A 19789-nucleotide genomic window follows, 5' to 3' on the forward strand; every position below is an offset into this window, starting at 1 on the left:
TTTTGGATTGTCGGACGATCATCCCTACGATCCGGCAGATGATCACGAGAAAACGGCTGGCGACCGGGGCCTGCGCGCTGCTCGCCGCCCTGGCCGTCGGGCTCGTCCCGACCGGCGCCGCCGCCGACGAACCGGCGGCGAAGGAACCCCCCAAGGTCGAGCTGGTCCTCGACGTCAGCGGCTCGATGCGGGCCCGCGACATCGACGGCCAGTCCCGGATGGCCGCCGCCAAGCAGGCCTTCAACGAGGTGCTCGACGCGGTGCCCGAGGAGGTGCAGCTCGGCATACGCACCCTCGGCGCCAACTACCCGGGACCGGACCGGAAGAAGGGCTGCGAGGACACCAGGCAGCTCTATCCGGTCGGCCCCCTCGACCGGACCGAGGCGAAGACGGCGGTGGCCACGCTGGCCCCCACCGGCTGGACCCCGATCGGCCCGGCCCTGCTCGGGGCGGCCGAGGACCTCAAGGGCGGTGACGCCACCCGCCGGATCGTGCTCATCACGGACGGCGAGGACACCTGCGCCCCGCTCGACCCCTGCGAGGTGGCGCGCGACATCGCCGCCAAGGGGATCCATCTGACCATCGACACCCTCGGTCTCGTGCCGAACGCCAAGATCCGGCAGCAGCTGACCTGCATCGCCGAGGCGACCGGCGGCACGTACACCTCGGTCCGGCACACCGAGGAACTCTCCAAGCGGGTCCGCCAGCTGGTCGACCGCGCGGCTGACCCGGTGGTCACCCCGGTGGCGACCGAGGGTGCCGAGCGCTGCGCGGACGCTCCGCAGCTCAAGGCCGGGCTCTTCACCGACCGTCAGGTCTTCGGGCGCCACCGCTGGTACCGGGTGGACGTGCTGCCCGGGCAGGAGCTGCGCGCCTCGGTGAGCGTGGCCGCCGACCGCGCCGTCAACGACGACTACGGCGTCCTGCTGCGCGCGGTGACCGTGCACGGCCGCGAGGTCGTGCGGGGCTCGGAGGCGGGCGACGGACGCACGGACGTCATCTCCACGGGTCTGCGCTACCCCAAGCCGCCGCGCGACGACGTGGACGCGGACGACAAGCCCGCGGCCGAGACCATCTGCCTCCAGGTCAGCAACTCCTTCTCGGCGCCGCCGTCGGTGAAGACCACCCCCGGCATGCCGATCGAGCTGACCGTCGACCTGGTCGACGCGCCGGACCAGGCGTCCGACGTGGCGGCCTTCGGCCTCGGCCGTGGCTGGTGGCTGCTCGGCGTGCTCGTACTGGCCGGCTTCGTGGGCGGCCTGCTGTGGGGCTGGCTGTCCCGCTGGCGCGTCGCCGTCTGGAGGACCAACTGATGCGTACCGTACGCACGCTGACCACCGTCCTCCTCGCGGGCGCCGCGCTCCTCGGCCCCGCCGTCGTGCCCGCCCTCGCGGACACCCCGTCCCCGAGCGGCAGCGCGAGCGCGGCCGCGGAGGCCGGACCGACCGAGGCGGGCACCACCTTCCGGACCGCCGCCGCGTTCCGGCAGGGCCAGCAGGCCACGGCCGAGGCGTCCACGGGTGACTACCTCTACTGGGTGTTCCCGGCGGACACCGGGCAGCGGCCCACCGTGACCGCCTCCGTCACCCTCCCCGACGCCGCCGTCCGGCACGGTGCCTCGACCTGGCGGATCGACGTCTACGACGGACTGCGCCGCCGGCAGCCCTGCATGTACGGGATGCAGTCCCGGGCCGTGGGGAAGGACGCCGGCTCCGTGGAGCTGTCCTGCACCCTGCGTCCGGTCCGTCCCTCGGCCGACACCTGGGACGACGACCCGCTGCCCGGCAGCTACTACGTCCGGCTGACGGTCACCGGCATCCCGGAGGACGACCTCGGGCAGCCGTTCACCGCCCGGGTGGGTGCGGTCTCCGCCGAGACGGGCGGTGCGTACGCGGGTGACGGCACGCTCGCCGCCCCGCTCGTGCCGGGCGCGACGACGCGGGACGCGGCCTCGGACGACGCGCCGTCGGCGGTCGAGGCGCGCGCTCCCGAGGACGGCTGGTCCTCGGGCTGGTGGTCCGACCGCTGGGTCTGGACCGCCGTCGGCGGAGTCCTGGGCGCCCTCGCGGGCATCGGGGGCTACACCCTGACCCGCGGCTCCGGCCGCCCGTCCCGGGTGCCGCCGGCCGTCTGACGACCGGACCCCACGAGCGGCCGCGACCGACCCAGGCGGTCGTGGCCGCTCCCCCTTCCGGAGGTCTCGCCCCCGGTTCAGCCTCCGGCCGGGCGGACCAGGCCGGTGTCGTACGCGTACACCGCCGCCTGGGTCCGGTCGCGCAGTCCGAGCTTGATCAGGATGCGGCTCACATGGGTCTTGACGGTCTGCTCGGCGACGACCAGCCGTGCGGCTATCTCGGCGTTGGAGAGCCCGTGCGCGATCAGACTCAGGACCTCGGTCTCGCGTTCCGTCAGATCGCCGACGCGGTCCACGCGCGGGGCTCGTGGTCCGGCGCTCAACCGGGAGAACTCGGCGATCAGCCGCTTGGTGACATTGGGCGCGAGGAGCGCGTCGCCGCCCGCCACCACCCGTACCGCTTGGGCGAGTTCGTCGGCAGACGCGTCCTTGAGGAGGAATCCGGAGGCTCCGGCGCGCAGGGCCTCGTAGACGTACTCGTCGAGGTCGAAGGTGGTCAGCACGAGCACCTTCACGGTGGTGTCGCGCGTGCCGGTGATGAGCCGGGTGGCCTCGATTCCGCCGATGCCGGACATCCGGATGTCCATCAGGACCACGTCGGGGACGAGTTCGGCGACCTTGGCCACGGCGTCCTCGCCGTCCACGGCCTGCCCGACGACCTCGATGCCGGGCTCCGCGTCGAGCAGCACGGTGAAGCCCTGCCGGACCATCATCTGGTCGTCCACGATGAGGACCCGGGTCGTACCGCTCGTCATGTGCTGTCCTCGCAGGGCTCGATGGGAAGGGTGGCGGTCACTTCGAAGCCGCCGTCCGGGGTCGGTCCGGTCGTCAGTTCACCGCCCAGCATGGCGGTGCGCTCGCGCATCCCGAGCAGCCCGTGCCCCGGTCCCGCGAGCGGAGCGGCGGCGGGACCGGTGCGGCGGGTCGGCGCGGAGTTGGTGATGCGCAGCGTGAGCCCGGCCGCGTGATATCCGGTCTCCACCCGCACCCGCGCCCCCGGCGCGTGCCGCATGGCGTTGCTCAACGCCTCCTGGACGATGCGGTACGCGGAGAGTTCGACGCCGGGAGAGAGCGGGCGGCGCTCTCCCATGGTCTCCGCTTCGACGCCGAGACCGGCGGCGCGGACGTTGTCGAGGAGCTCGTCGAGGCGGTCCAGGGTGGGTTGGGGCGCGTGCCGCATGCCGTCGGCGGCCTGCTCCTCCGCGCGCAGGACGCCCAGGACACGGCGTAGTTCGGTCAGTGCCTCGACGGCGTTCTGCCGGATGCCGGCGAGGTTCTCCCGCAGTTCGTCAGAGGGGTTCTCCACCAGGTGGGGGGCGACCTGGGCCTGGATGGAGATGACCGACATGTGGTGGGCGACGACGTCGTGCAGCTCGCGGGCGATCCGGCCGCGCTCCTCCAGCAGGGTGCGTCGGGACCGTTCCTCGGCGGTGATGACCTCCTGGGCGACGAGCTGTGTCCGCGCCACCCGGCTCATCCGCAGCGAGGCCCCCACGACCGCCGCGGTCGCGAACGCGATGGCGCCGCTGCCGAGGTCCTCGTTGTGGGGGAAGCTCGTGGACATCACGGTGTTGACCACTCCGGACAGGGTGGTGATCACGAGGGTGAGGACCGTGACCCGCAGCGGGACCCGTAGGGCGAGGAGCAGCACGACGAAGGTGTGGGCGACGATGCCCCAGACGCTCCAGGGCCACAGCAGATCGGGTCCGACGGTCGAGTCGCCGACGACCGCGGTGAGGAAGAGCGTGGCCGTCGAGAGCCACCAGGCAGGCACGGGACGGCTCAGGGCGAGGACCAGAGCCGCGGACTGGAGGACGACGAGGAGTTGCACGGGCCCCGTGAGGACGGGCATCGCGCTGCTGTACTCGGCCATCCTGCCCAGACCGGCGACGACGGCGAGCAGCACGAGATGTCCGTGCGGCAGCCAGCCGAACCACCCCTGGCGGGGCAGCGGGTCACGCGCCATCGTCCAGAGGTCCTCGCGCAGAGCGCGCGGGACCCGCCCGACGGCGCCGATCAGCGACCGCCCATGATCGTCCCCCACGTGCTCCCCCTTGTCCGCCTGGTCCAGCCTAGGCACGTCGGATCTCCCCCCTCGCCTCGGGTCGGCTCTCGCGGGCGGCGTGACGGCCGCCCCGTTCGTGGGTACGGAAGGCGGCGACGCAGACCAGCAGCGCGAGCGCGAAGAGCGGCAGCCAGGCGAGACGGGCCAGGACCCAGCCGTACCCGTCGGGCACGCTGTGCAGGCCGACGAGCGGTCCGTGGCCGAGGAGTTCGCCGGCCATCAGCCCGGTGGCGGTGACGGCGATCATCGCGGTCTGGTGCCAGAGGAAGACGGTCATCGCGCCGAGGTTGAGCAGCGCCACCGCGGCCCAGACGGCGGGCCGGCGCAGGGTCCGTCGCAAGGGGCCGAGCAGCAGCAGCGCACCGCCGCACTGGGCGAGCCCGAAGGTGACGGCGGCGAGGGTGGGCGGGTTGAGGTTCGAGACCGGCGCGCCGGGCACGCCGACCATGGAGCCGGGGTAGCCCGCGTACAGGACGAGGGCGGTCGTCGTGGCGGCGCCGCCCAGCAGCAGGGCCCAGCCGGTCGTCCGGTCCTCCCGCCCGCGCCGGGACCAGGCGGTGCCCAGGCAGTACGGCACGAGCCAGCCTGCGGCCACGTTCGTCCAGCCGAGCCAGGCCGGTCCGTCGAGGGCGAAGCGGATCACGTCGACGTGCAGGACGACGGCGAGCGGCCAGAGCGGATGGACCCGGGTGACGAGCGGGGTCGCGGCGGTGAGCGCGGCGAAGACGAGCAGGAACCACAGCGGGGAGAGGACGAGTTTGCCGAGGGCGTACACGGTGGGCCAGGGCACCCCGGTGGCGAGCATGGCGAGTGCCGCGACGCTCCACAGCGCGAGTACGGCGGCGACGGGCCGGAAGAGCCGGCCCAGCCGCGCCGTGAGCCACTGGCGGTAGCTCTCCCGTCGGGCGCGGGACGCCTGATGGCTGCTCGCGGCGACCTTCCCGCCCACCAGGAAGAAGACGGCCAGGGTCTGGAACACCCAGGAGACCGGGGTGAATTCGGGCAGGTCCTGCAGGGGGCTGGCGACGCGGACGGTGCCGCTGTCGGCGACCAGGGCGGTCACGAGCCAGTGGCCGAGGACCACTCCGAGGATGGCGAGACCGCGCAGCGCGTCGAGCGCGCGGTCGCGGGCCGGTGGGGTGGCGGCCTCGACGCGGCGGACGAGTTCACGCATCGGCGGGGTCCTGTCCCACCACGATGTCGGCGAGCCGCTTCAGCGGTACGGATCCGGGGACGAGGTAGTCACTGTGTCCGCCGTCGCCGGCGTCGAAGACCCGGGCACCGAACTCCGGCGCGAGGGGGTCCGTGCCGAACCCCAGCTCCCCCGAGGGAAGGGGCACCCGGAGGTGGGGCACGTGGGCGATCCAGTCGGAACGGCCGCGCCCGGCCCAGACCGTGGCCGTGCTCCGCAGGTCCGCCGCGCTGTCGGCGCCGGTCCCCGGGCTTCCGTAGAGGACGATTCCGGAGACGGGGAGGCCGGGCGCCGCCTTGGCGCAGACGACGGAGCCGTAGGAGTGGCAGAGGAGGGTGATGCGCGCGGTGGGCTTGGCGGCCCTCAACTCCTCGACGAAGTCCCGCAGTACGGGAGCGGCCTGCTCGGCGCGAACGGAGGTGATCGCGGCCGCGCTCGCGGTGGCGGGGGTCGGGTAGCCGAGCCAGCCGAGGACGGCGGCGCGTTCGCCGGTCCGGCGCTGGAGTGCGACGGCGCCGTCCCGGAAGCGTTCGCTGCCGAGCGCGGTGTCGGAGCCGGGGACGAGGACCGCGAGGTGTTCGGCGCGGGCGAGGTCGCCGACGACCTCGACGCTGCGGCCGCCGTCGCGGCCGTCGAAGGAGAGGAAGCGGCGGTCCGGGGCGGCCATGGCGTGCAGGGCGGCGGCCCTCTTCCGGTCCCCGTAGTCGGCGGCGGTCCGTTCGGCGGCGCGGACGGCGTCCCGGTTGGCGGCGTACCGCGCGTCGAGGTCGGTGGCCGTGACCCGGGTGAGGGGGCCGAGTTCGGCCGGTGCGGGTGCCGGGACGGCGGCGGGGCGGGCGGCGCCCGCCGTCGGCACCGCCACCGAGGCGGTGACGAGTGCGGCGAGCAGCGTGCGGCGCAGACGGCTGCGCTGGCGGGACGCCATGGTGTGGTCCTTCCGTACCGGGCGAGTGTTTCGTTCCGGTTCCGAACGTAGGGATCACGCCGTGTGGTCGGCGTCCCGCCGGAGGGGGCAGTCGGCGGGTAGCTCTGAAGTACTACGGGTAGGGGGCCTTTCAGCGGGCGGCCGGGCCGGTCCAGTCGGCGGGCACGTGCGCGAGGCGCACCCGCTGCGGGTGGTCGCCGACGGCCACCGAGGCGACGCGGCGGCCGGTGGCGAAGTCGATCGCCGTCACACGGTCCGTGCCGCTCTCCGAGATGACGCAGGAGCGGCCGTCGCCGCTGACCGTCGCCCAGTACGGCTTGGACGCCTCCACCAGCGGCCCCTCCGTCAGGGTCTCGCGGTCCACGACCGTGGCGTAGTCGTCCATCGTCGCCGCGACGCACAGCCGCTTGCCGTCGGGGCTCATGGACATTCCGTGGTGGCGGGAGTCGTTGACCCAGGTGGTGCGGTCCGGGTCGGTCGCCGGGTTCGCGGGGAGCGTCTTGACGCGGGTGATCCGGTCACCGGCCACGTCGTACTCGAGGAAGCCGTGGAAGAACGAGACCTGGAAGTAGAGCTTCGACTCGTCGGGGGTGAACGCGACGGGGCGCACGGCGTCGGAGAGGTCCTTGCGGCCGAAGGCGTCGAGCCGGGCGCGCATGTCGATGACGCGTACCCGCTCGAAGGTGCGGGCGTCGACGACCGTGATGCGTCGGTCGCCCTTGGTCCAGTCCCAGAACGGATCGTCGAGAGCGGTGGTGACCTCGCCGATGGCCATGTTCCACAGGTACCGGCCGTCGGCCGAGAAGACGTTCTCGTGCGGCTTGTCGCCGGTGGCGAAGGAGCCGACCTGCCGGCCCGTCGTGATGTCGAGCACGTGCACGGTGTTGGAGGTGGAGGCGGAGACGGCGACGCGGGTGCCGTCGGGCGAGACGGCCATGTGGTCGGAGCGGAAGCCGGAGACGGGGAAGCGCCAGTTGATGCGGCCCGTGCGCAGGTCTATCGAGACGACGTCGGCGAAGCTCGGCCGGGAGACCACCATCGCGGAGCCGTCGGGCGTGGCGTACATGTCGTCGACGAACTGGTCGTGGCCCTCGCCGGGCCCTTGCCGGATACCGAGGAAGAAGGCCAGCTTGAGCGGGTTGAGCCCGATCTCCCACATCCGGGCCTCACGGTCGGGGATGACGTTGATGCGGCCGATGCGCGCGAAGTCGCCGGTGGACTCGATGACGTCGGCGGTGCCGTCCCAGTTGTTGCCCACGAACATCACCTCGCGCAGCCCGGCAGGCCGTGCGGAGTCGGTGGCGGGGGCGGCGACGACGGCGCCGCCCCCCGTGACGGTGAGCGCGAGGGCGGCGGCGAGCGCGCCGAGCAGGAGTCGGCGCGCGCCACGCGTCCGGGCAGCAGGCATGGAGGGTCCTTCCGGGAGACGTGCGACATCGAACACCCCGCCGGTCGGGGCAACTTACCCGACGGTAAGGAGTTGTCGCGCCCACGACAAGACGTCGTCCGGCAGAAGTCCCGGAGATCCCGTGCCCACGCGCCCGCGCGGCAGGAGCACGCCACCGGCCCTGAAGGATCGCGAGCGCTCGGCCGCCCTCACGCCGGGTACGGGGGCGTCAGGTCATCCGTCGGGCTCCCGCCACGATCGCCTCACGAATCCGGTTGTAGGTGCCGCAACGGCAGATGTTGCGGATCTCGTCGAGGTCGGCCTCCTCGATCTCCCGTCCGGCCTCACGGACGGCGCGGACCTTGGCCACCGCGGTCATGATCTGCCCGGGCTGGCAGTAGCCGCACTGGGCGACATCGAGGTCGAGCCATGCCTCCTGCATCGGATGGAGCTCCCGACCCACCGTCGCGGGAAGGCCCTCGATGGTGGTGATCTCGTCGGTGGGGGCGATGGACTTCACCGGGACCGAGCAAGGGTTGAACGCCTTGCCGTTGATGTGACTGGTGCATGCCTGGCAGACGCCGAGCCCGCAGCCGTACTTGGGACCGGTGACGCCCAGGACGTCCCGGAGCACCCACAGCAGCCGGACGTCGTCCTCGACCTCGGCCGTGACGGCCTTGCCGTTGAGGATGAAGGTGTGTTGCGGCACGGTGGCTCCTGCTCCTAGAAGGCGCGGTCGAGGCCGTCGACCGGCGAGGCGGGGATCGGCGGAGTGGTGGGCAGCGGCTCGAACCCGAGCGGTTCGGCGTGGTTGACCGGGAAGGTCGTCGGCATGGTGCCGGTGGCCCTGCCGTACGCACAGGCGACCGCGGCCATCGCTCCCGCGACGGCCAGCTCGCCCGCTCCGCCGGGCCGGTCCGAGGTCGGCGGCATCACCACGATCTCGAGCTCGGGCGGGGTGTTCCACTGCCGGGTGTAGAAGTAGTTGTCCCAGCTCCCCTCCTGGAAGTGCCCGTCACGCAGGTGCAGTCCCGAGGTGAGGGTGACGGCGATGCCGTCGATGATGCCGCCCATCATCTGCGCCTGGAGGCCCCGGGGATTGACCGCGAGACCGACGTCGACGGCGCAGACCACCTTCGTGACGCGCGGACCCGTGTACGCGTCCTCGATCGTCCGTCCGGTGGTCTCCGGACGGCAGTCGATCTCGGCGAGGACGGCGACCACGGAGTGGTACTCGGGGTGGATCGCGATCCCCTGCGCCACGCCGGCGGGCAGGTCGCGTCCCCACTCCCCCACCTCGGCGACCTTGTCGAGGACGGCCCGCGCGCGCTCGTCCTTGACGTGGCGGCGGCGGAACTCGTAGGCGTCCCTGCCCATCCGGCGGGCCAGCTCGTCCACGACCAGCTCCTGGGCGCACCGGACGTTGGGCGAGTAGATGTTGCGCATGGAGCCGGTGTTGAAGCCCTTGTCGGTCTCGCTCAGCAGCTGGGTGGTGACCCCGAAGTGGTAGGGGCTCTGCTGGGTCAGCTGGAAGATCGTCTCGGAGAAGGTGAGGTCGCCGACGGGCAGTCGGGCCGCCGCGGAGGTGATGATCTCCCCGAGGCCGTGACCGAAGTCCGTGGCGACGGAGGTGTGGCGCTGCTCGTACGTCAGCACCTCGCCGAGGCTGTACGTGGCGCGGACCCGGGAGGTGGACAGGGGATGCGTACGGCCCTGGCGGAAGTCGTCGGTCCGGTGCCACATCAGTTTCACGGGCTTGCCCATGGCACGGGAGATCTCCGCGGCCTCGCCGGCGGCGTCGTGGAACAGCTTGCGCCCGAACGAACCGCCGCCTTCGGTGACATGGACCGTGACGGCGGTGACCGGGAGACCGAGTGCGAGGGCGATCTCTTCCTGCGCGACGATCGGCGACTTCAGGCTCGCCCAGATCTCGGCCGAGTCCGCCCGCACGTCGGCGATCGCGCAGTTGGTCTCCAGGGCGCTGTTGCTGGCGAAGTGGAAGGTGAAGCGGGCGTCGACGGCCTTGGTGAGGAGCGGCAACGGCGGGACGACGAGAGGCAGTTCGGCCGCGCGCAGCTTCCGCAGGACCGTCGCGTCCGAGGCCCCCTCCGCGCTGCCGGGACCCCACTGGACCCTCAGGGCGCGGACGGCGTCGATGCACTGGCCGAAGGTGCGGCCGCGGACGGCGACGCCGGTGGAGACCCGTACGACGTCGGTGATGCCGGGCATGGACCGGACCTCGTCCGGGTTCTCCACCGAGCGGACCGTGCCGTTGATCGTGGGCGGTCGGCAGACCATCGTGGGCAGCGCGTCCGGCACCTGGAGGTCCATGGCGAACCGCTTGCGTCCCGTCACGGCCTCCAGGGCGTCGATCCGCCGCTGCGCGGTGCCGATGACCTTGAACTCGGAGGGCCTCTTGAGCGCGACGCCGACCGCGGTGTCGGTGACGGCGGCGGCCTTCACCGCGAGTTCGCCGTAGGTGAGGCTCCTGCCGGTCGTCGACGAGACGATCGCCCCGGCCTTCGCCGTCAGGGAGCCCACCAGCTCTCCGAGCTCCAGCGCGGCGGCGTGGAGCAGCCGGCCCCGGGCGACGGCGGCGGCGACCCGGATGGGGGTGAAGGTGGAGATGGTGGTGTTGGAGCCGCCGGTGAGCTGGTTGAAGAGCAGCTCGGGGCGGGCGTCCGCGAGAGTGATCCGCACCTTGTCCAGCGGCAGGTCCAGCTCCTCGGCGAGCAGCATCGCGGAGGAGGTGGTGATGCCCTGGCCGACCTCGGCCCTCGGCAGGGCGAAGGAGGCCGTGCCGTCCTGGTCGATCCTCACGGTGATCAGGTTCGCGGTGGGCAGGGTGGCATGGGTGAGCATGTCGTTGAGGTCGTAGATCTCGGAGGGGCCGGGCGGGGACGGCACCAGGGAGGGAGTCGCGGCGGCCGCGGAGGCGGGCGCGAGGACTGCCTCGCCGAGCTGGGCGGCGACGGTCAGGGTCGGCGCCGCGAGGACGTAGCCGAGAAACCGACGCCGGTCCGGAACGCTCGACGCGGTCGCTTCCCCCGGGTGCTGCTGCGCATGGTCGTGCGCTGTCATCGGCTGCCCTCTCGACGAACGACGAAGTCCGACGGATCATCGCGCACCGCGCGCCGGGCGCGCCCCGGAACGGCACAGGTTTCACTCCGGGCGCTCCAAGCCCTCACGACACGGCGGGCGGAGGCGGGAATAGCGCGCCCCGTACGGAGGGTTGTGAGCGCACGTGGCACCTGGCCGCACCCGCTCGGAAGGAAGCTCCATGAAGATCGGCATCATCGGCGCAGGCAACATCGGCGGCAACCTCACGCGACGCCTCACGGCCCTCGGTCACGACGTGTCCGTGGCCAACTCCCGCGGCCCGGAGACCCTTGCCGCGCTCGCGGAGGAGACCGGCGCGACGCCCGTGACCGCCAGGGAGGCGGCGCGGGGCGCCGAGATCGTCGTCGTGACCGTTCCCCTGAAGGCCGTGCCGGACCTGCCCTCCGATCTCTTCGAGGGCGCGGCGGAGGGCTTCGCCGTGATCGACACCAACAACTACTACCCGCAGCAGCGCGACGGCCGGATCGCGGCCATCGAGGACGACGGCCTGACCGAGAGCCGCTGGACCGAGCGCCACCTCGGCCACCCGGTGATCAAGGCGTTCAACGGCACCTACGCCCAGGACATCCTGGACAAGCCCCTCCCGGCCGGCGACCCGGACGGATGGCGCTGCCCGTCGCGGGCGACGACGAGGTCGCGAAGAAGACCGTCCGCGCCCTCATCGACGAGCTCGGTTTCGACACCGTCGACGCGGGCGGCATCGACGAGTCCTGGCGCCAGCAGCCCGACACTCCCGTCTACGGCCTGCGGGAAGGAGCCGCGGCGGTGACGAAGGCCCTCGCCGAGGCGTCGCCCGAGCGCCCGGCGTCGTTCCGGGGCTGACGTCGGTTCAGGGCCGACTCGGTTCGGGGGCTGACGCCGGTTCCGGGCCGACTCGGTTCGGGGGCTGACGTCGATCCCGAGCATGGCGTCGATTCCGGGGCTGACGTGGCTTCCGGGGCGTGGCATCGATTCCGCCGGTGCCGCCGATGGGATCGCGCCGGCAGCCGCTCGTCGAGAATCCGTGGTCGGCGTGGCCCCTCGGCGGGCGCACCCTTTCGGCCAAGTGGGGCGGGGCGCCGTCGACAGGCGTGGCTCCGGCCGTCAGACTGCTCGCGGAGGTGCAGCGGGTGGTGGAATCGATGGAGATGCGGGCCGCGGTCCGGAAGACGTACGGCCCGGCCGACCTCAGTTCGGTCCCGGTGTTCGCCGGAGGGTTCATCAACTTCGGGTACTGGCACTCGATCGACCTGGCCGGACGGCTCACGGTCGCCGACCGGGTCCGGAGCCAGGAGGACATGTACCGGCATGTGCTGGACGCCGCCGGACCGCTCGCCGGTCGGCGGACCGTCGAGGTGGGCTGCGGCCTCGGTGTCGGCTGCGCGCTCGCCCTGCTCGAGTACCGACCGGAGCGGGTGACCGGCATGGACATCCATCCGCAACAACTGGACCGTGCGCGCCGGACCAACGCCGATCTGCTGAAGACCTCACCGTCGCGGATCCGGTTCGTCCGCGGCGCGGCGGAGGACATGCCCTTCGACGAGGACGAGTTCGACTGCGTCTACAGCGTCGAGGCCGCCCAGCACTTCGACGACATGACCGCCTTCGCCCGGGAGACGGCCCGGGTGCTGCGGCCCGGTGGACGGGTGGTCGTCGCGAGCTTCTTCACCCCGGACGACGCCCCGGACAGCGGAGCCCGGCTGGCGTCGTACCTGGAGTCGTTCGCCGACGGGCTGGACATCGCGCGTCCCGTCGCGCACGTGACCGAGGCCCTCACCGGGGCGGGCCTGACGGACGCGCGGGCCACCTCCATCGGGCCGGACGTGTGGCAGGGCTGGGACCGCTGGCTGTCGGACCAGTGGAAGCCGGGCACCTGGCCGCGCAACTTCCTGAAGACCTTCGAGCAGGGACTTCTCGACTACTACGTCGTCACCGCCACCCGCCCGACGGCCTGATCCCGGGATCCGGACCCGTCGCCGTCGCGGCGGGCCTCGCCGCCCCGACTCCCCCCGCCGTACGACGGGCCCTACGATCCCGGGGCGTACGCGGCCGGCGGCGGACCTTCGGGATGAGCGCCCAGGGAGGGTGCGAGCCACCGGTCGTACGAGGCCATCCAGGGGCTGCCGGCACCGCCCCTGCGGTAGTCCTCCAGGACCGCGTTGACCCGGCGCACCAGGTCCTGGTCGTCCTTGTTCATGGCGACGCCGTACAGGGAGGTGTCCAGCCGCGGGCCGACGAGCTGGAGATTGGGGTCCTGTGCGACGAGCCCGGCGGCGAGGGTCGCGTGGGTGAGGATGGCGTCGACGTTCCCCTGCTGGAGCTCGACGAGACAGTCCAGGTGGCTCGCGGTCTCCACGGCGACGGCCCCGGTCCCGGAGCCGCTCAACAGGTCGGCCGCCGAGCTCCCCTTGCTGAGGCAGACGCGTCGGCCGCGCAGCTTCGAGTCGAAGCCCACGATCTCGGAGCCCTCGGGTACGAGCAGTTGGTGACCGGTCTCGAAGTAGACGCTGGAGAAGGCGACTTCGGTCAGCCGCTCGCAGGTGATGCTCATCGTCCGGACGACGACGTCGACCTGATGGGCCTGGAGCCGGGAGATCCGCTGGCTCGGCGGCATGCTGACGAAGCGGACCGTGGCTTTCGGCCCGAGGATGTCACGGGCGATCGCCCGGACGAGGTCGATGTCGAAGCCGACCGGTTGGCGTGACCGCGCGTCCCGCGCGCCCCAGAGGTAACTGTTGAGGTCCACTCCCGCGATGAGGTGGCCGCGCTGCCGGATGCGCTGCACGGCCGGGCCGTCGACGCGTGAGGGCCGGGGGCTCGCCCGCCGCGGATCGCACGCGGGCGCGCGTGCGGGTGGCGCGGCGGCGTTCCCGGCGGCGGCGCGCGCCACGGGGGAAGGACCGGTCGTCACGGCGGCCGCCGGAGCCGCGGCCATGACCATCGCGGCGAGCAGCAGCCACAGCGTGGAGCGGCCGCCCAGCGGCCATCTCCCCCGGCGTACCGACCCGGATCCAGCAGTCACAAGCCCCACCCCCGCGCAGCCGACTCCCCACCCCCAAGGCTACGCAGTCGGGCTTCAACACGCAGGCGTCATACAAGAGTTGACCGCATATTGGGACAGCGTTCACCGTGCCCGCACGGCGGCCGGCGCGAGCTCGCGCCCTCTCATCCGCGCGAGCACTCCCCTCCGCACCGCCGGGCGCTCCGCCGCGAGCAGGCCCTCGGACACACCCCGCCCCGTCGAAGCGACCGGCTCCACCGGCACGGCCCGGCTCCCACGCGCACGCACGCCCACCCGGATCCCCGCGCCCACCCGGACACCCCGGCCCTCCCGCGCCGTGGCCACCGCGCGGAGCTGACAGCGCGAGAGCCTGGCGCGCTGGCCGCCACTGGTGATCAGCGCGTTCACCGAGGTCATCGGATCGGCCCCCACACTGCGCGCCAGCAGCATGCCGACGGCCAGCGGAACCAGCGCCACGGCCAGCGCCGAGCCGGTGGTGGTGACGTGCTGCATACGGCGGTTGCGCCGGTCGTCCGAGGTCATGACCGTATTCGACCAGCGGAGGCGGGTGCCCGGAATCGGCCCGGGTACTCATCCCGTCGTACTCACGTACTCAGTCGGTGACCTGCGTTCGCGAGGTGCAACCGGAACTCCGTACAGTCTGGTGGGCGATGGCCGACGCGTGGGGCGCCCTCGTCCTCGCCCGAGCACGGACGGCTTCCCGGCCCCGGCGGATCCCGGCGCGCCCGCTTGGCGGGCCGGTCCCCTTCGGGTTGCGTGGGCCGTCGACCGCACCGTACGCACACCGAGGAGTCCACGACACCATGGCCGACTACCGCATCGAGACCGTACGCACCGGCTACCGCACCTGGATCGCCCGCAACGACCGGGGCGCGGAGGTGCGGATCGGGGCGGCCGACGACGCGGACGCGCAGCCGTCGTTCACCCCGGTCGAGCTGCTGCTCGCGGCCATGGGGGGCTGTGGCGGCATGGTGGTGGACCGGACGGCCCGCGCCGTGGACCACGACGATCTGCGGATCGTGGTCGAGTCGGTGTCGGGGCCCGAGGACGACGGGCGGTTGGGCCGCATCCGGGTCAGCTACGAGTTCGAGCTGCCGGACAGCAACCCGAAGGCGGCGCAGGTCTTCGCCCGAGGGGTGCGGCTGACACACGAGAAGTTCTGCACGGTGAGCCGGACCGTCGAGCACGGTGCGACGGTGGAGGCGGTACTGCCGGACGGCACGATCGGCTTCCGGGCGGGCTGAGCCCCGACGCTTCCCCTACTCCTCGACGGCGCCGCCGATCCGGCGCAGATGCCGGCGGAAGGTGTACGTCGGGTCCACCTCCCGCCGCGCGAGGTACTCCGCGAACCGCGTCCCCGTCCGACGGCGCCGTTTGGGCGGCGCCGTTTGGGCGGCGCCGTTTGGGCGGCGCCGTTTGGGCGGCGCCGTTTGGGCGGCGCCGTTTGGCGGCGCCGTTTGGCGGCGCCGTGGGCGGAGACACGCGAGGGTGTGGGCCGGTGCGCGGTCCACGGGCAGGAGGCTGCCGTGTCCCTCGACGGAAAGCGCGTGCTGGTCCTCACCACGAATTACGGCACGGAGCAGGACGAACTGAAGAAACCGATGGCTGCCCTGCGCCGGGCGGGCGCGAGGGTCACCCTGGCGGCGCGGAAGGCGGAGCCCGTCCACACACTGGTCTCGGACCGGCGGCCGGGTGAGGTGGTGCGGCCCGACGTGACGTACGGCGCGTTGTCGGCGGAGGGGTTCGACGCGGTGGTCGTGCCGGGCGGCACCGTCAACGCCGACCGTCTGCGGGTCGACCCGGCGGCGCAACGGCTGCTGTCGGCGTTCGCCAAGACCGGGAAGACCGTGGCCGCGATCTGCCACGGCCCGTGGCTGCTCGTCGAGTGCGGGCTCGTGCCGGGCAAGGAGGTGACCTCCTACCCGTCCATCCGCACGGATCTGGTGAACGCCGGCGGGACGTGGGTGGACCGTGAGGTCGTGGTCGACACGTCGGGCGGCTTCCGCCTGATCACCTCACGCAGACCCGCCGACGCCGAGTCCTTCTCGCGGGCGATCGTCGAGGCGCTCGGCGGGGAGCCGTAGCCCCGGACGCGCTCGTCGGCGTGGCCCGGTCCGGCTCCCCGCGCTCCGCCCGCACCGTCAGGCGAGCCAGATCTCGCGGACGCGGCACAGCGGGTCCCGCTCGACGCGCGGCTCGGCGTCCCAGAGCATCGTGGCACGGTCGCCGGCCGTGTAGCGCGGCCAGGACTCCCCCGGGTCCTGGTCGCGCACGAAGGAGACCCAGGCGCGGTGCATCGCGTCCGCGAGGGCCCGCGGCGGAGCGTCTCCGGCGGCCGCGGTGACACCCTCGGCGTCCAGGAGGTCGAAGGCGTACGGCAGGTCGAGGCAGTGGAAGGCCATCGAATTGACCGGCGACTCCCAGACGAACTCGTAGAGCCAGGTGGGTCGTTCGCGACGGGCGCGGGCGTCGGCCACGGCCAGCGTCGGCGCGCGGAACGTGGCGTCGGTCAGCGCCTGCCCGAAAAGCCGGTCGGGGTCGCCGTCCGCGTAGGCGGCGGTGAAGGACTCCACCCGGTCCGGCGCCAGGCCGACGGTGCCGAGGAGTACGGGCACGGGCGGGCCGTCGGGCCCCGGGGCGGGGATGGCGTTGAACTCGTGCGCCGTGAAGCCCAGCATCAGGGGGACGTCCGCTCCCGCGTCGCCGTCCGTGAGCGCGTCGAGCACCGGTTCCGGGATCAGCTTGCCGTCCGCGAAGGGTGCGAGCGCCAGCAGCGGAGGCAGGCCCTCGCGGTCGGGTCCGGGCTCGCCGAGCCGGTCCTGGAGGTCGAGCAGCTCGTCGTCGCTCATGTCGCGCAGGGCCGCGGCCGTGGCGGGGACTCCGGTGCGGGCGGTGAAGAGGCGGGCGGCGGCACGGGCGACCTCGGGTCCGTCCGGGCGCATGACCGCCCCGGAGACGGAGAGCGCGCCACGGAACAGCTCGCGGGCCGCGGGGACGGCGAGCAGGGTCTGCACGGCGCCGCCGCCCGCCGACTGGCCGGCGACGGTGACCTTGGCGGGGTCGCCACCGAACCGGGCGATGTTGTCGCGGACCCACTCCAGGGCGGCGATCCAGTCCAGGACGCCGCGGTTGTCCGGCGCGTCGTCCAGGTGCAGGAAGCCCTCGATGCCGAGCCGGTAGCCGAGGGAGACCAGGACGACACCGTCGCGGTTGAAGGCCGAGCCGTCGTACCAGGGGCTGGCCGCCGATCCGGCGACGTAACCGCCACCGTGGATCCAGACCAGGACGGGCAGGCCCGCCGCGGAGTCGGCCTCGGGCGTGAAGACGTTGAGGTTGAGCACACCGTCACCGGGGACGGAGGGCTCGGGGATGGTGGTGACCTCGGCGAAGGGCCGCCGCTGGGCGGTCGGCCCGTACGCGGTGGCGTCGAGGGGCTCGGTCCAGGGCTCGGGCGGCACGGGTGCGGCGAAGCGGAGGTCGCCGACGGGCGGCTGCGCGTACGGGATGCCGAGGAAGCGGACGCTGCCGTCGGCCCGCCGCTCGCCTCGGACGGGCCCTCGGGTGGTGGTGACGAGGGGCGCGGCGGTAGGCGTCATGGAGGCTCCTGGAGGATCACGTGACGCGGGCGCGCCGACGAGGAGGACAGGAAGGTAACACGTGTCACCATCACGTGTCACCCGTTGCCGTCCTGTGTCGTCCGCCGTGTCGTCCGCCGCCGTCACCGCGTCGCCGCCGAGGAGGAGTGCGCGCGGTGACTCCGCTGCGGGACGGGCCTCTTGACGATCCGTCCGTGGTGTCGCCGTGCCCGGCGCGGGTAGGACCGGTGAGGAACGTCGCGGTGGCAGGGGAGACGACATGGACGCGTCGACGGTGGTCGGGGTCCTGGTGGTGGCCGGCGGGGCGGCCCTGATGGCGACGGGCGTGGCCCGGAAGGGGCGGGCGATCCGCCCGCTGCGCCCCGCCAGGGCACGGGCCGCCGCCGAGCGCGCGGACTCCCGCGTCCTGCTGCGCGCGGCCGGGATGGCGATCGCCTCGGCGCGCGAAACAGCCGGCCACGGAGAGCCGGCGATCGTCACCGTCGAGGACGTGATGCGCCTGATGGCCGACCACGTCGGCCGCGCCGAGGTGCCCCGCGAGCAAGCGGCGGCGGCGCTCCGCCTCCAGTACGAACGCGCGGCGTGCGCCCGCGACTGCGTCACGGACGCGTTCACCTGAGCCTGGGCCCGGTCGCCCACGGCCGGGCACCGATGCCCCCTCCCCGATCGGGCGGCACCCCCCGATCACCCAGGGACCCGCGCCGCATCGGGCGCGTGGGCGCGGCGGTCGGGGCGGCCGGGGGACTGCGACGGGCCGGGGTCAGGACGGGGCGTCGACAGGCAGCGACGCCCCGCTCGCGCGTCGCCCGGCCGTCCGCGTCACTCGACCCCGGGCGGGATCGGCGTCGCCTGGTGGTAGTACATCCGCCAGCTCACGCCGTCACCGGCCAGGCGCCAGAGGGAGCTGCGGCGGGCACGCAGGCCGTCGATGACCGTTTCGTAGGTCAGGTGGACCAGGCCGGGGGCCAGGAGCGTGCCGGTCATCGCCGAGGGCTCGTAGCGCGGGCCGTCCTCCGTGCCACCGGTCATGTCGGGCAGCGCGGCGAGCATCCGGTCGTACGTCCAGCGGCGGCCGGAGGCTCCGACCTCGACGAAGTCGGGGTCGAGAAGGTCCCGGGCGAGCGCACGGGACGTCCGTACGGAGGGCTCCATGAGCCGCAGCTCCGCCGCGACGGCCGCGGCGACCGCGTCTTCCGCCGCCGCGTCCGCGGCCTCGCCCGACGTGCTCACAGGGCGATCCAGTAGCGCCGCTTGCGGCCGAGTTCGGTCTCGCGGACGTCCTCCAGGACACCGCCGTTGCGCTCGATCGTGCGCGCGGAGGCGATGTTGTCGTCGTCGCAGGTCACGAGGACCCGCGCGAGGCCGAGTGCGCGGGCCTCGGGCAGGACCGCGCCCAGCGCCCAGGTGGCGAGGCCCCGGCGGCGCGCGGAGGGACGGACGCTGTAGCCGATGTGCCCGCCGGCCCGCAGCAGGAGGTCGTTCAGATCGTGGCGCAGGTCGATCGCTCCCGCGTAGGCGCCGTCCTCGACGATCCACCAGTGCGTGGCATGCACCCAGCCCGCCGCGAGCGGGAGTGTCGGGTCGGCCTGCGCGCGCAGTCTCCCCACCCAGGCGGCGAAGACATCGGGATGGGCGAGGGCGTCCCCCTCCGCAAGCCTCATGCCGGCACCGTCCTGGTGGGCTCCGGGGCTCCACTCGGCGTGTGCTTCGAGCCAGGAGGTCTGCAGATGCGCGGTGGGGGCGACCAGTTCGGGCATAGGCGGGACGATAACAGGCCAACCCGTCGGCGGATCAGGGCATTCACGCGGGCGGTCGGGCGTCCGCGCTACTCGCCGGTGGCTCCGTCGAGGCGTTCGCGCAGCAGGTCCGCGTGACCGTTGTGACGGGCGTACTCCTCGATCATGTGGGCCAGGACGTAGCGCAGGGAGTACGCCTCCTCGCCCACGTGCCCGCGGTCGTCGAGCGAGTCCGCGGCGTCCACGACCGCGCGGGCCCGGGCGCACTCGTCACGCCAGACGGCGAACGCCTCGGCGACCCCGTCCTCGTCGAGGTCGTCGACGTCGAAGTCCGCCCAGTCCGTCGAACCGGGCGGAGTCCAGGGGCTGCGACTCCGCTCGCCGTGGACGACGTTCCGGAACCAGCCGCGTTCGACCTCGGCGGCGTGTCGCACCAGGCCGACGAGGGAGAGCCCCGAGGGGGCGATCGCGCGCCGCTTGAGCTGCTCGACGGTCAGCCCCGCGCACTTCATCTCCAGGGTGTCGCGCTGGAACTGGAGCATCGCGGTGAGCGTGGTGCGCTCGTCGGCGGTACGGGGCGGTTGCGTGCGGCGATCTTCGTTCATCGCGCCATCGTGCCCCGGCGCGACGACA

At 73.1% G+C, this 19789-nt stretch carries 18 protein-coding genes and 2 pseudogenes; 7 read left to right on the plus strand and 13 right to left on the minus strand.

Annotated elements, in window-relative coordinates; genetic code table 11:
* Positions 1-38: 38 nt before the first annotated feature.
* Together AB0D99_RS02780 and AB0D99_RS02785 are read left to right on the plus strand one after the other, a co-directional pair.
* A complete protein-coding gene (locus tag AB0D99_RS02780; RefSeq protein WP_362356141.1) occupies positions 39-1313 on the plus strand; it encodes a VWA domain-containing protein in 1275 nt (424 codons plus the stop codon).
* The gene (locus AB0D99_RS02785) at positions 1313-2134 is read left to right on the plus strand and encodes a hypothetical protein (RefSeq protein WP_362356143.1); all 822 of its coding nucleotides are present in this window, start codon (positions 1313-1315) and stop codon (positions 2132-2134) included. The genes AB0D99_RS02780 and AB0D99_RS02785 overlap by 1 nt, the downstream gene beginning before the upstream one ends.
* Before the next feature lie 77 nt (positions 2135-2211).
* On the opposite strand, the gene AB0D99_RS02790 is transcribed toward AB0D99_RS02785, so the two are convergent.
* The 7 genes from AB0D99_RS02790 to AB0D99_RS02820 form a co-directional block, all read right to left on the minus strand.
* Positions 2212-2889, minus strand: a complete 678-nt coding sequence (locus AB0D99_RS02790; RefSeq protein ID WP_362356145.1) for a response regulator transcription factor — start codon at positions 2887-2889, stop codon at positions 2212-2214.
* A complete protein-coding gene (locus AB0D99_RS02795; RefSeq protein ID WP_362356147.1) occupies positions 2886-4214 on the minus strand; it encodes a sensor histidine kinase in 1329 nt (442 codons plus the stop codon). Before AB0D99_RS02795 ends, AB0D99_RS02790 begins: the two co-directional genes overlap by 4 nt.
* Positions 4207-5373, minus strand: coding sequence for an acyltransferase (locus AB0D99_RS02800; protein WP_362356149.1), 1167 nt, complete (start codon positions 5371-5373; stop codon positions 4207-4209). Before AB0D99_RS02800 ends, AB0D99_RS02795 begins: the two co-directional genes overlap by 8 nt.
* A complete protein-coding gene (locus tag AB0D99_RS02805) occupies positions 5366-6316 on the minus strand; it encodes an alpha/beta hydrolase (protein WP_362356151.1) in 951 nt (316 codons plus the stop codon). Before AB0D99_RS02805 ends, AB0D99_RS02800 begins: the two co-directional genes overlap by 8 nt.
* A 130-nt stretch (positions 6317-6446) precedes the next feature.
* A complete protein-coding gene (locus tag AB0D99_RS02810; RefSeq protein ID WP_362356153.1) occupies positions 6447-7724 on the minus strand; it encodes a YncE family protein in 1278 nt (425 codons plus the stop codon).
* A 208-nt stretch (positions 7725-7932) separates the two neighbouring features.
* On the minus strand, positions 7933-8412 hold the full coding sequence (locus AB0D99_RS02815; RefSeq protein WP_362356155.1) for a (2Fe-2S)-binding protein: 480 nt from the start codon (positions 8410-8412) through the stop codon (positions 7933-7935).
* A gap of 14 nt (positions 8413-8426) precedes the next feature.
* Positions 8427-10784, minus strand: coding sequence for a molybdopterin cofactor-binding domain-containing protein (locus AB0D99_RS02820; RefSeq protein ID WP_362356157.1), 2358 nt, complete (start codon positions 10782-10784; stop codon positions 8427-8429).
* 199 nt (positions 10785-10983) lie between these two features.
* Here AB0D99_RS02820 and AB0D99_RS02825 point away from each other — a divergent pair.
* A pseudogene (locus AB0D99_RS02825) lies at positions 10984-11645 on the plus strand (NAD(P)-binding domain-containing protein).
* A 119-nt stretch (positions 11646-11764) separates the two neighbouring features.
* The gene (locus AB0D99_RS02830) at positions 11765-12757 is read left to right on the plus strand and encodes a methyltransferase domain-containing protein (protein WP_362356159.1); all 993 of its coding nucleotides are present in this window, start codon (positions 11765-11767) and stop codon (positions 12755-12757) included.
* 71 nt (positions 12758-12828) lie between these two features.
* Here AB0D99_RS02830 and AB0D99_RS02835 read toward each other — a convergent pair whose 3' ends face one another.
* On the minus strand, positions 12829-13824 hold the full coding sequence (locus AB0D99_RS02835; RefSeq protein WP_362356161.1) for a glutamate ABC transporter substrate-binding protein: 996 nt from the start codon (positions 13822-13824) through the stop codon (positions 12829-12831).
* Positions 13825-14166: 342 nt separating this feature from the next.
* A pseudogene (locus tag AB0D99_RS02840) lies at positions 14167-14346 on the minus strand (hypothetical protein); the annotation flags it as partial.
* Positions 14347-14627: 281 nt separating this feature from the next.
* Between AB0D99_RS02840 and AB0D99_RS02845 the strand changes: the two are divergent.
* Positions 14628-15068 (plus strand): OsmC family protein, encoded by a 441-nt coding sequence (locus AB0D99_RS02845; RefSeq protein ID WP_362356163.1) that lies wholly within the window; start codon positions 14628-14630, stop codon positions 15066-15068.
* Between the two features lie 282 nt (positions 15069-15350).
* On the plus strand, positions 15351-15908 hold the full coding sequence (locus AB0D99_RS02850; protein ID WP_362356166.1) for a type 1 glutamine amidotransferase domain-containing protein: 558 nt from the start codon (positions 15351-15353) through the stop codon (positions 15906-15908).
* 57 nt (positions 15909-15965) lie between these two features.
* Here AB0D99_RS02850 and AB0D99_RS02855 read toward each other — a convergent pair whose 3' ends face one another.
* The gene (locus AB0D99_RS02855; RefSeq protein ID WP_362356168.1) at positions 15966-17420 is read right to left on the minus strand and encodes a carboxylesterase family protein; all 1455 of its coding nucleotides are present in this window, start codon (positions 17418-17420) and stop codon (positions 15966-15968) included.
* A 259-nt stretch (positions 17421-17679) separates the two neighbouring features.
* Here AB0D99_RS02855 and AB0D99_RS02860 point away from each other — a divergent pair, with 259 nt between their 5' ends.
* Positions 17680-18039, plus strand: a complete 360-nt coding sequence (locus AB0D99_RS02860; protein ID WP_362356170.1) for a hypothetical protein — start codon at positions 17680-17682, stop codon at positions 18037-18039.
* Between the two features lie 200 nt (positions 18040-18239).
* Here AB0D99_RS02860 and AB0D99_RS02865 read toward each other — a convergent pair whose 3' ends face one another.
* The 3 genes from AB0D99_RS02865 to AB0D99_RS02875 form a co-directional block, all read right to left on the minus strand.
* The gene (locus AB0D99_RS02865) at positions 18240-18650 is read right to left on the minus strand and encodes a DUF4440 domain-containing protein (protein ID WP_362356172.1); all 411 of its coding nucleotides are present in this window, start codon (positions 18648-18650) and stop codon (positions 18240-18242) included.
* Positions 18647-19177 carry a GNAT family N-acetyltransferase gene (locus AB0D99_RS02870; RefSeq protein WP_362356174.1) on the minus strand — a complete coding sequence of 177 codons (531 nt, stop codon included), beginning with the start codon at positions 19175-19177 and terminating at the stop codon, positions 18647-18649. The genes AB0D99_RS02865 and AB0D99_RS02870 overlap by 4 nt, the downstream gene beginning before the upstream one ends.
* A gap of 68 nt (positions 19178-19245) precedes the next feature.
* Positions 19246-19761, minus strand: a complete 516-nt coding sequence (locus AB0D99_RS02875) for a DinB family protein (RefSeq protein ID WP_362356176.1) — start codon at positions 19759-19761, stop codon at positions 19246-19248.
* Between the last annotated feature and the right edge of the window lie 28 nt (positions 19762-19789).

This window comes from Streptomyces sp. NPDC047971 (assembly GCF_040653355.1).
In the GTDB taxonomy this organism is placed as follows: domain Bacteria; phylum Actinomycetota; class Actinomycetes; order Streptomycetales; family Streptomycetaceae; genus Streptomyces.

Bases quoted from the DNA above. Each gene is read 5' to 3' on its own strand.
- AB0D99_RS02790 (WP_362356145.1), bottom strand. From the start codon at position 2,889: ATGACGAGCGGTACGACCCGGGTCCTCATCGTGGACGACCAGATGATG.
- AB0D99_RS02860 (WP_362356170.1), top strand. From the start codon at position 17,680: ATGGACGCGTCGACGGTGGTCGGGGTCCTGGTGGTGGCCGGCGGGGCG.
- AB0D99_RS02855 (WP_362356168.1), bottom strand. From the start codon at position 17,420: ATGACGCCTACCGCCGCGCCCCTCGTCACCACCACCCGAGGGCCCGTC.
- AB0D99_RS02870 (WP_362356174.1), bottom strand. From the start codon at position 19,177: ATGCCCGAACTGGTCGCCCCCACCGCGCATCTGCAGACCTCCTGGCTC.
- AB0D99_RS02820 (WP_362356157.1), bottom strand. From the start codon at position 10,784: ATGACAGCGCACGACCATGCGCAGCAGCACCCGGGGGAAGCGACCGCG.
- AB0D99_RS02810 (WP_362356153.1), bottom strand. From the start codon at position 7,724: ATGCCTGCTGCCCGGACGCGTGGCGCGCGCCGACTCCTGCTCGGCGCG.
- AB0D99_RS02800 (WP_362356149.1), bottom strand. From the start codon at position 5,373: ATGCGTGAACTCGTCCGCCGCGTCGAGGCCGCCACCCCACCGGCCCGC.
- AB0D99_RS02780 (WP_362356141.1), top strand. From the start codon at position 39: ATGATCACGAGAAAACGGCTGGCGACCGGGGCCTGCGCGCTGCTCGCC.
- AB0D99_RS02805 (WP_362356151.1), bottom strand. From the start codon at position 6,316: ATGGCGTCCCGCCAGCGCAGCCGTCTGCGCCGCACGCTGCTCGCCGCA.
- AB0D99_RS02785 (WP_362356143.1), top strand. From the start codon at position 1,313: ATGCGTACCGTACGCACGCTGACCACCGTCCTCCTCGCGGGCGCCGCG.
- AB0D99_RS02845 (WP_362356163.1), top strand. From the start codon at position 14,628: ATGGCCGACTACCGCATCGAGACCGTACGCACCGGCTACCGCACCTGG.
- AB0D99_RS02875 (WP_362356176.1), bottom strand. From the start codon at position 19,761: ATGAACGAAGATCGCCGCACGCAACCGCCCCGTACCGCCGACGAGCGC.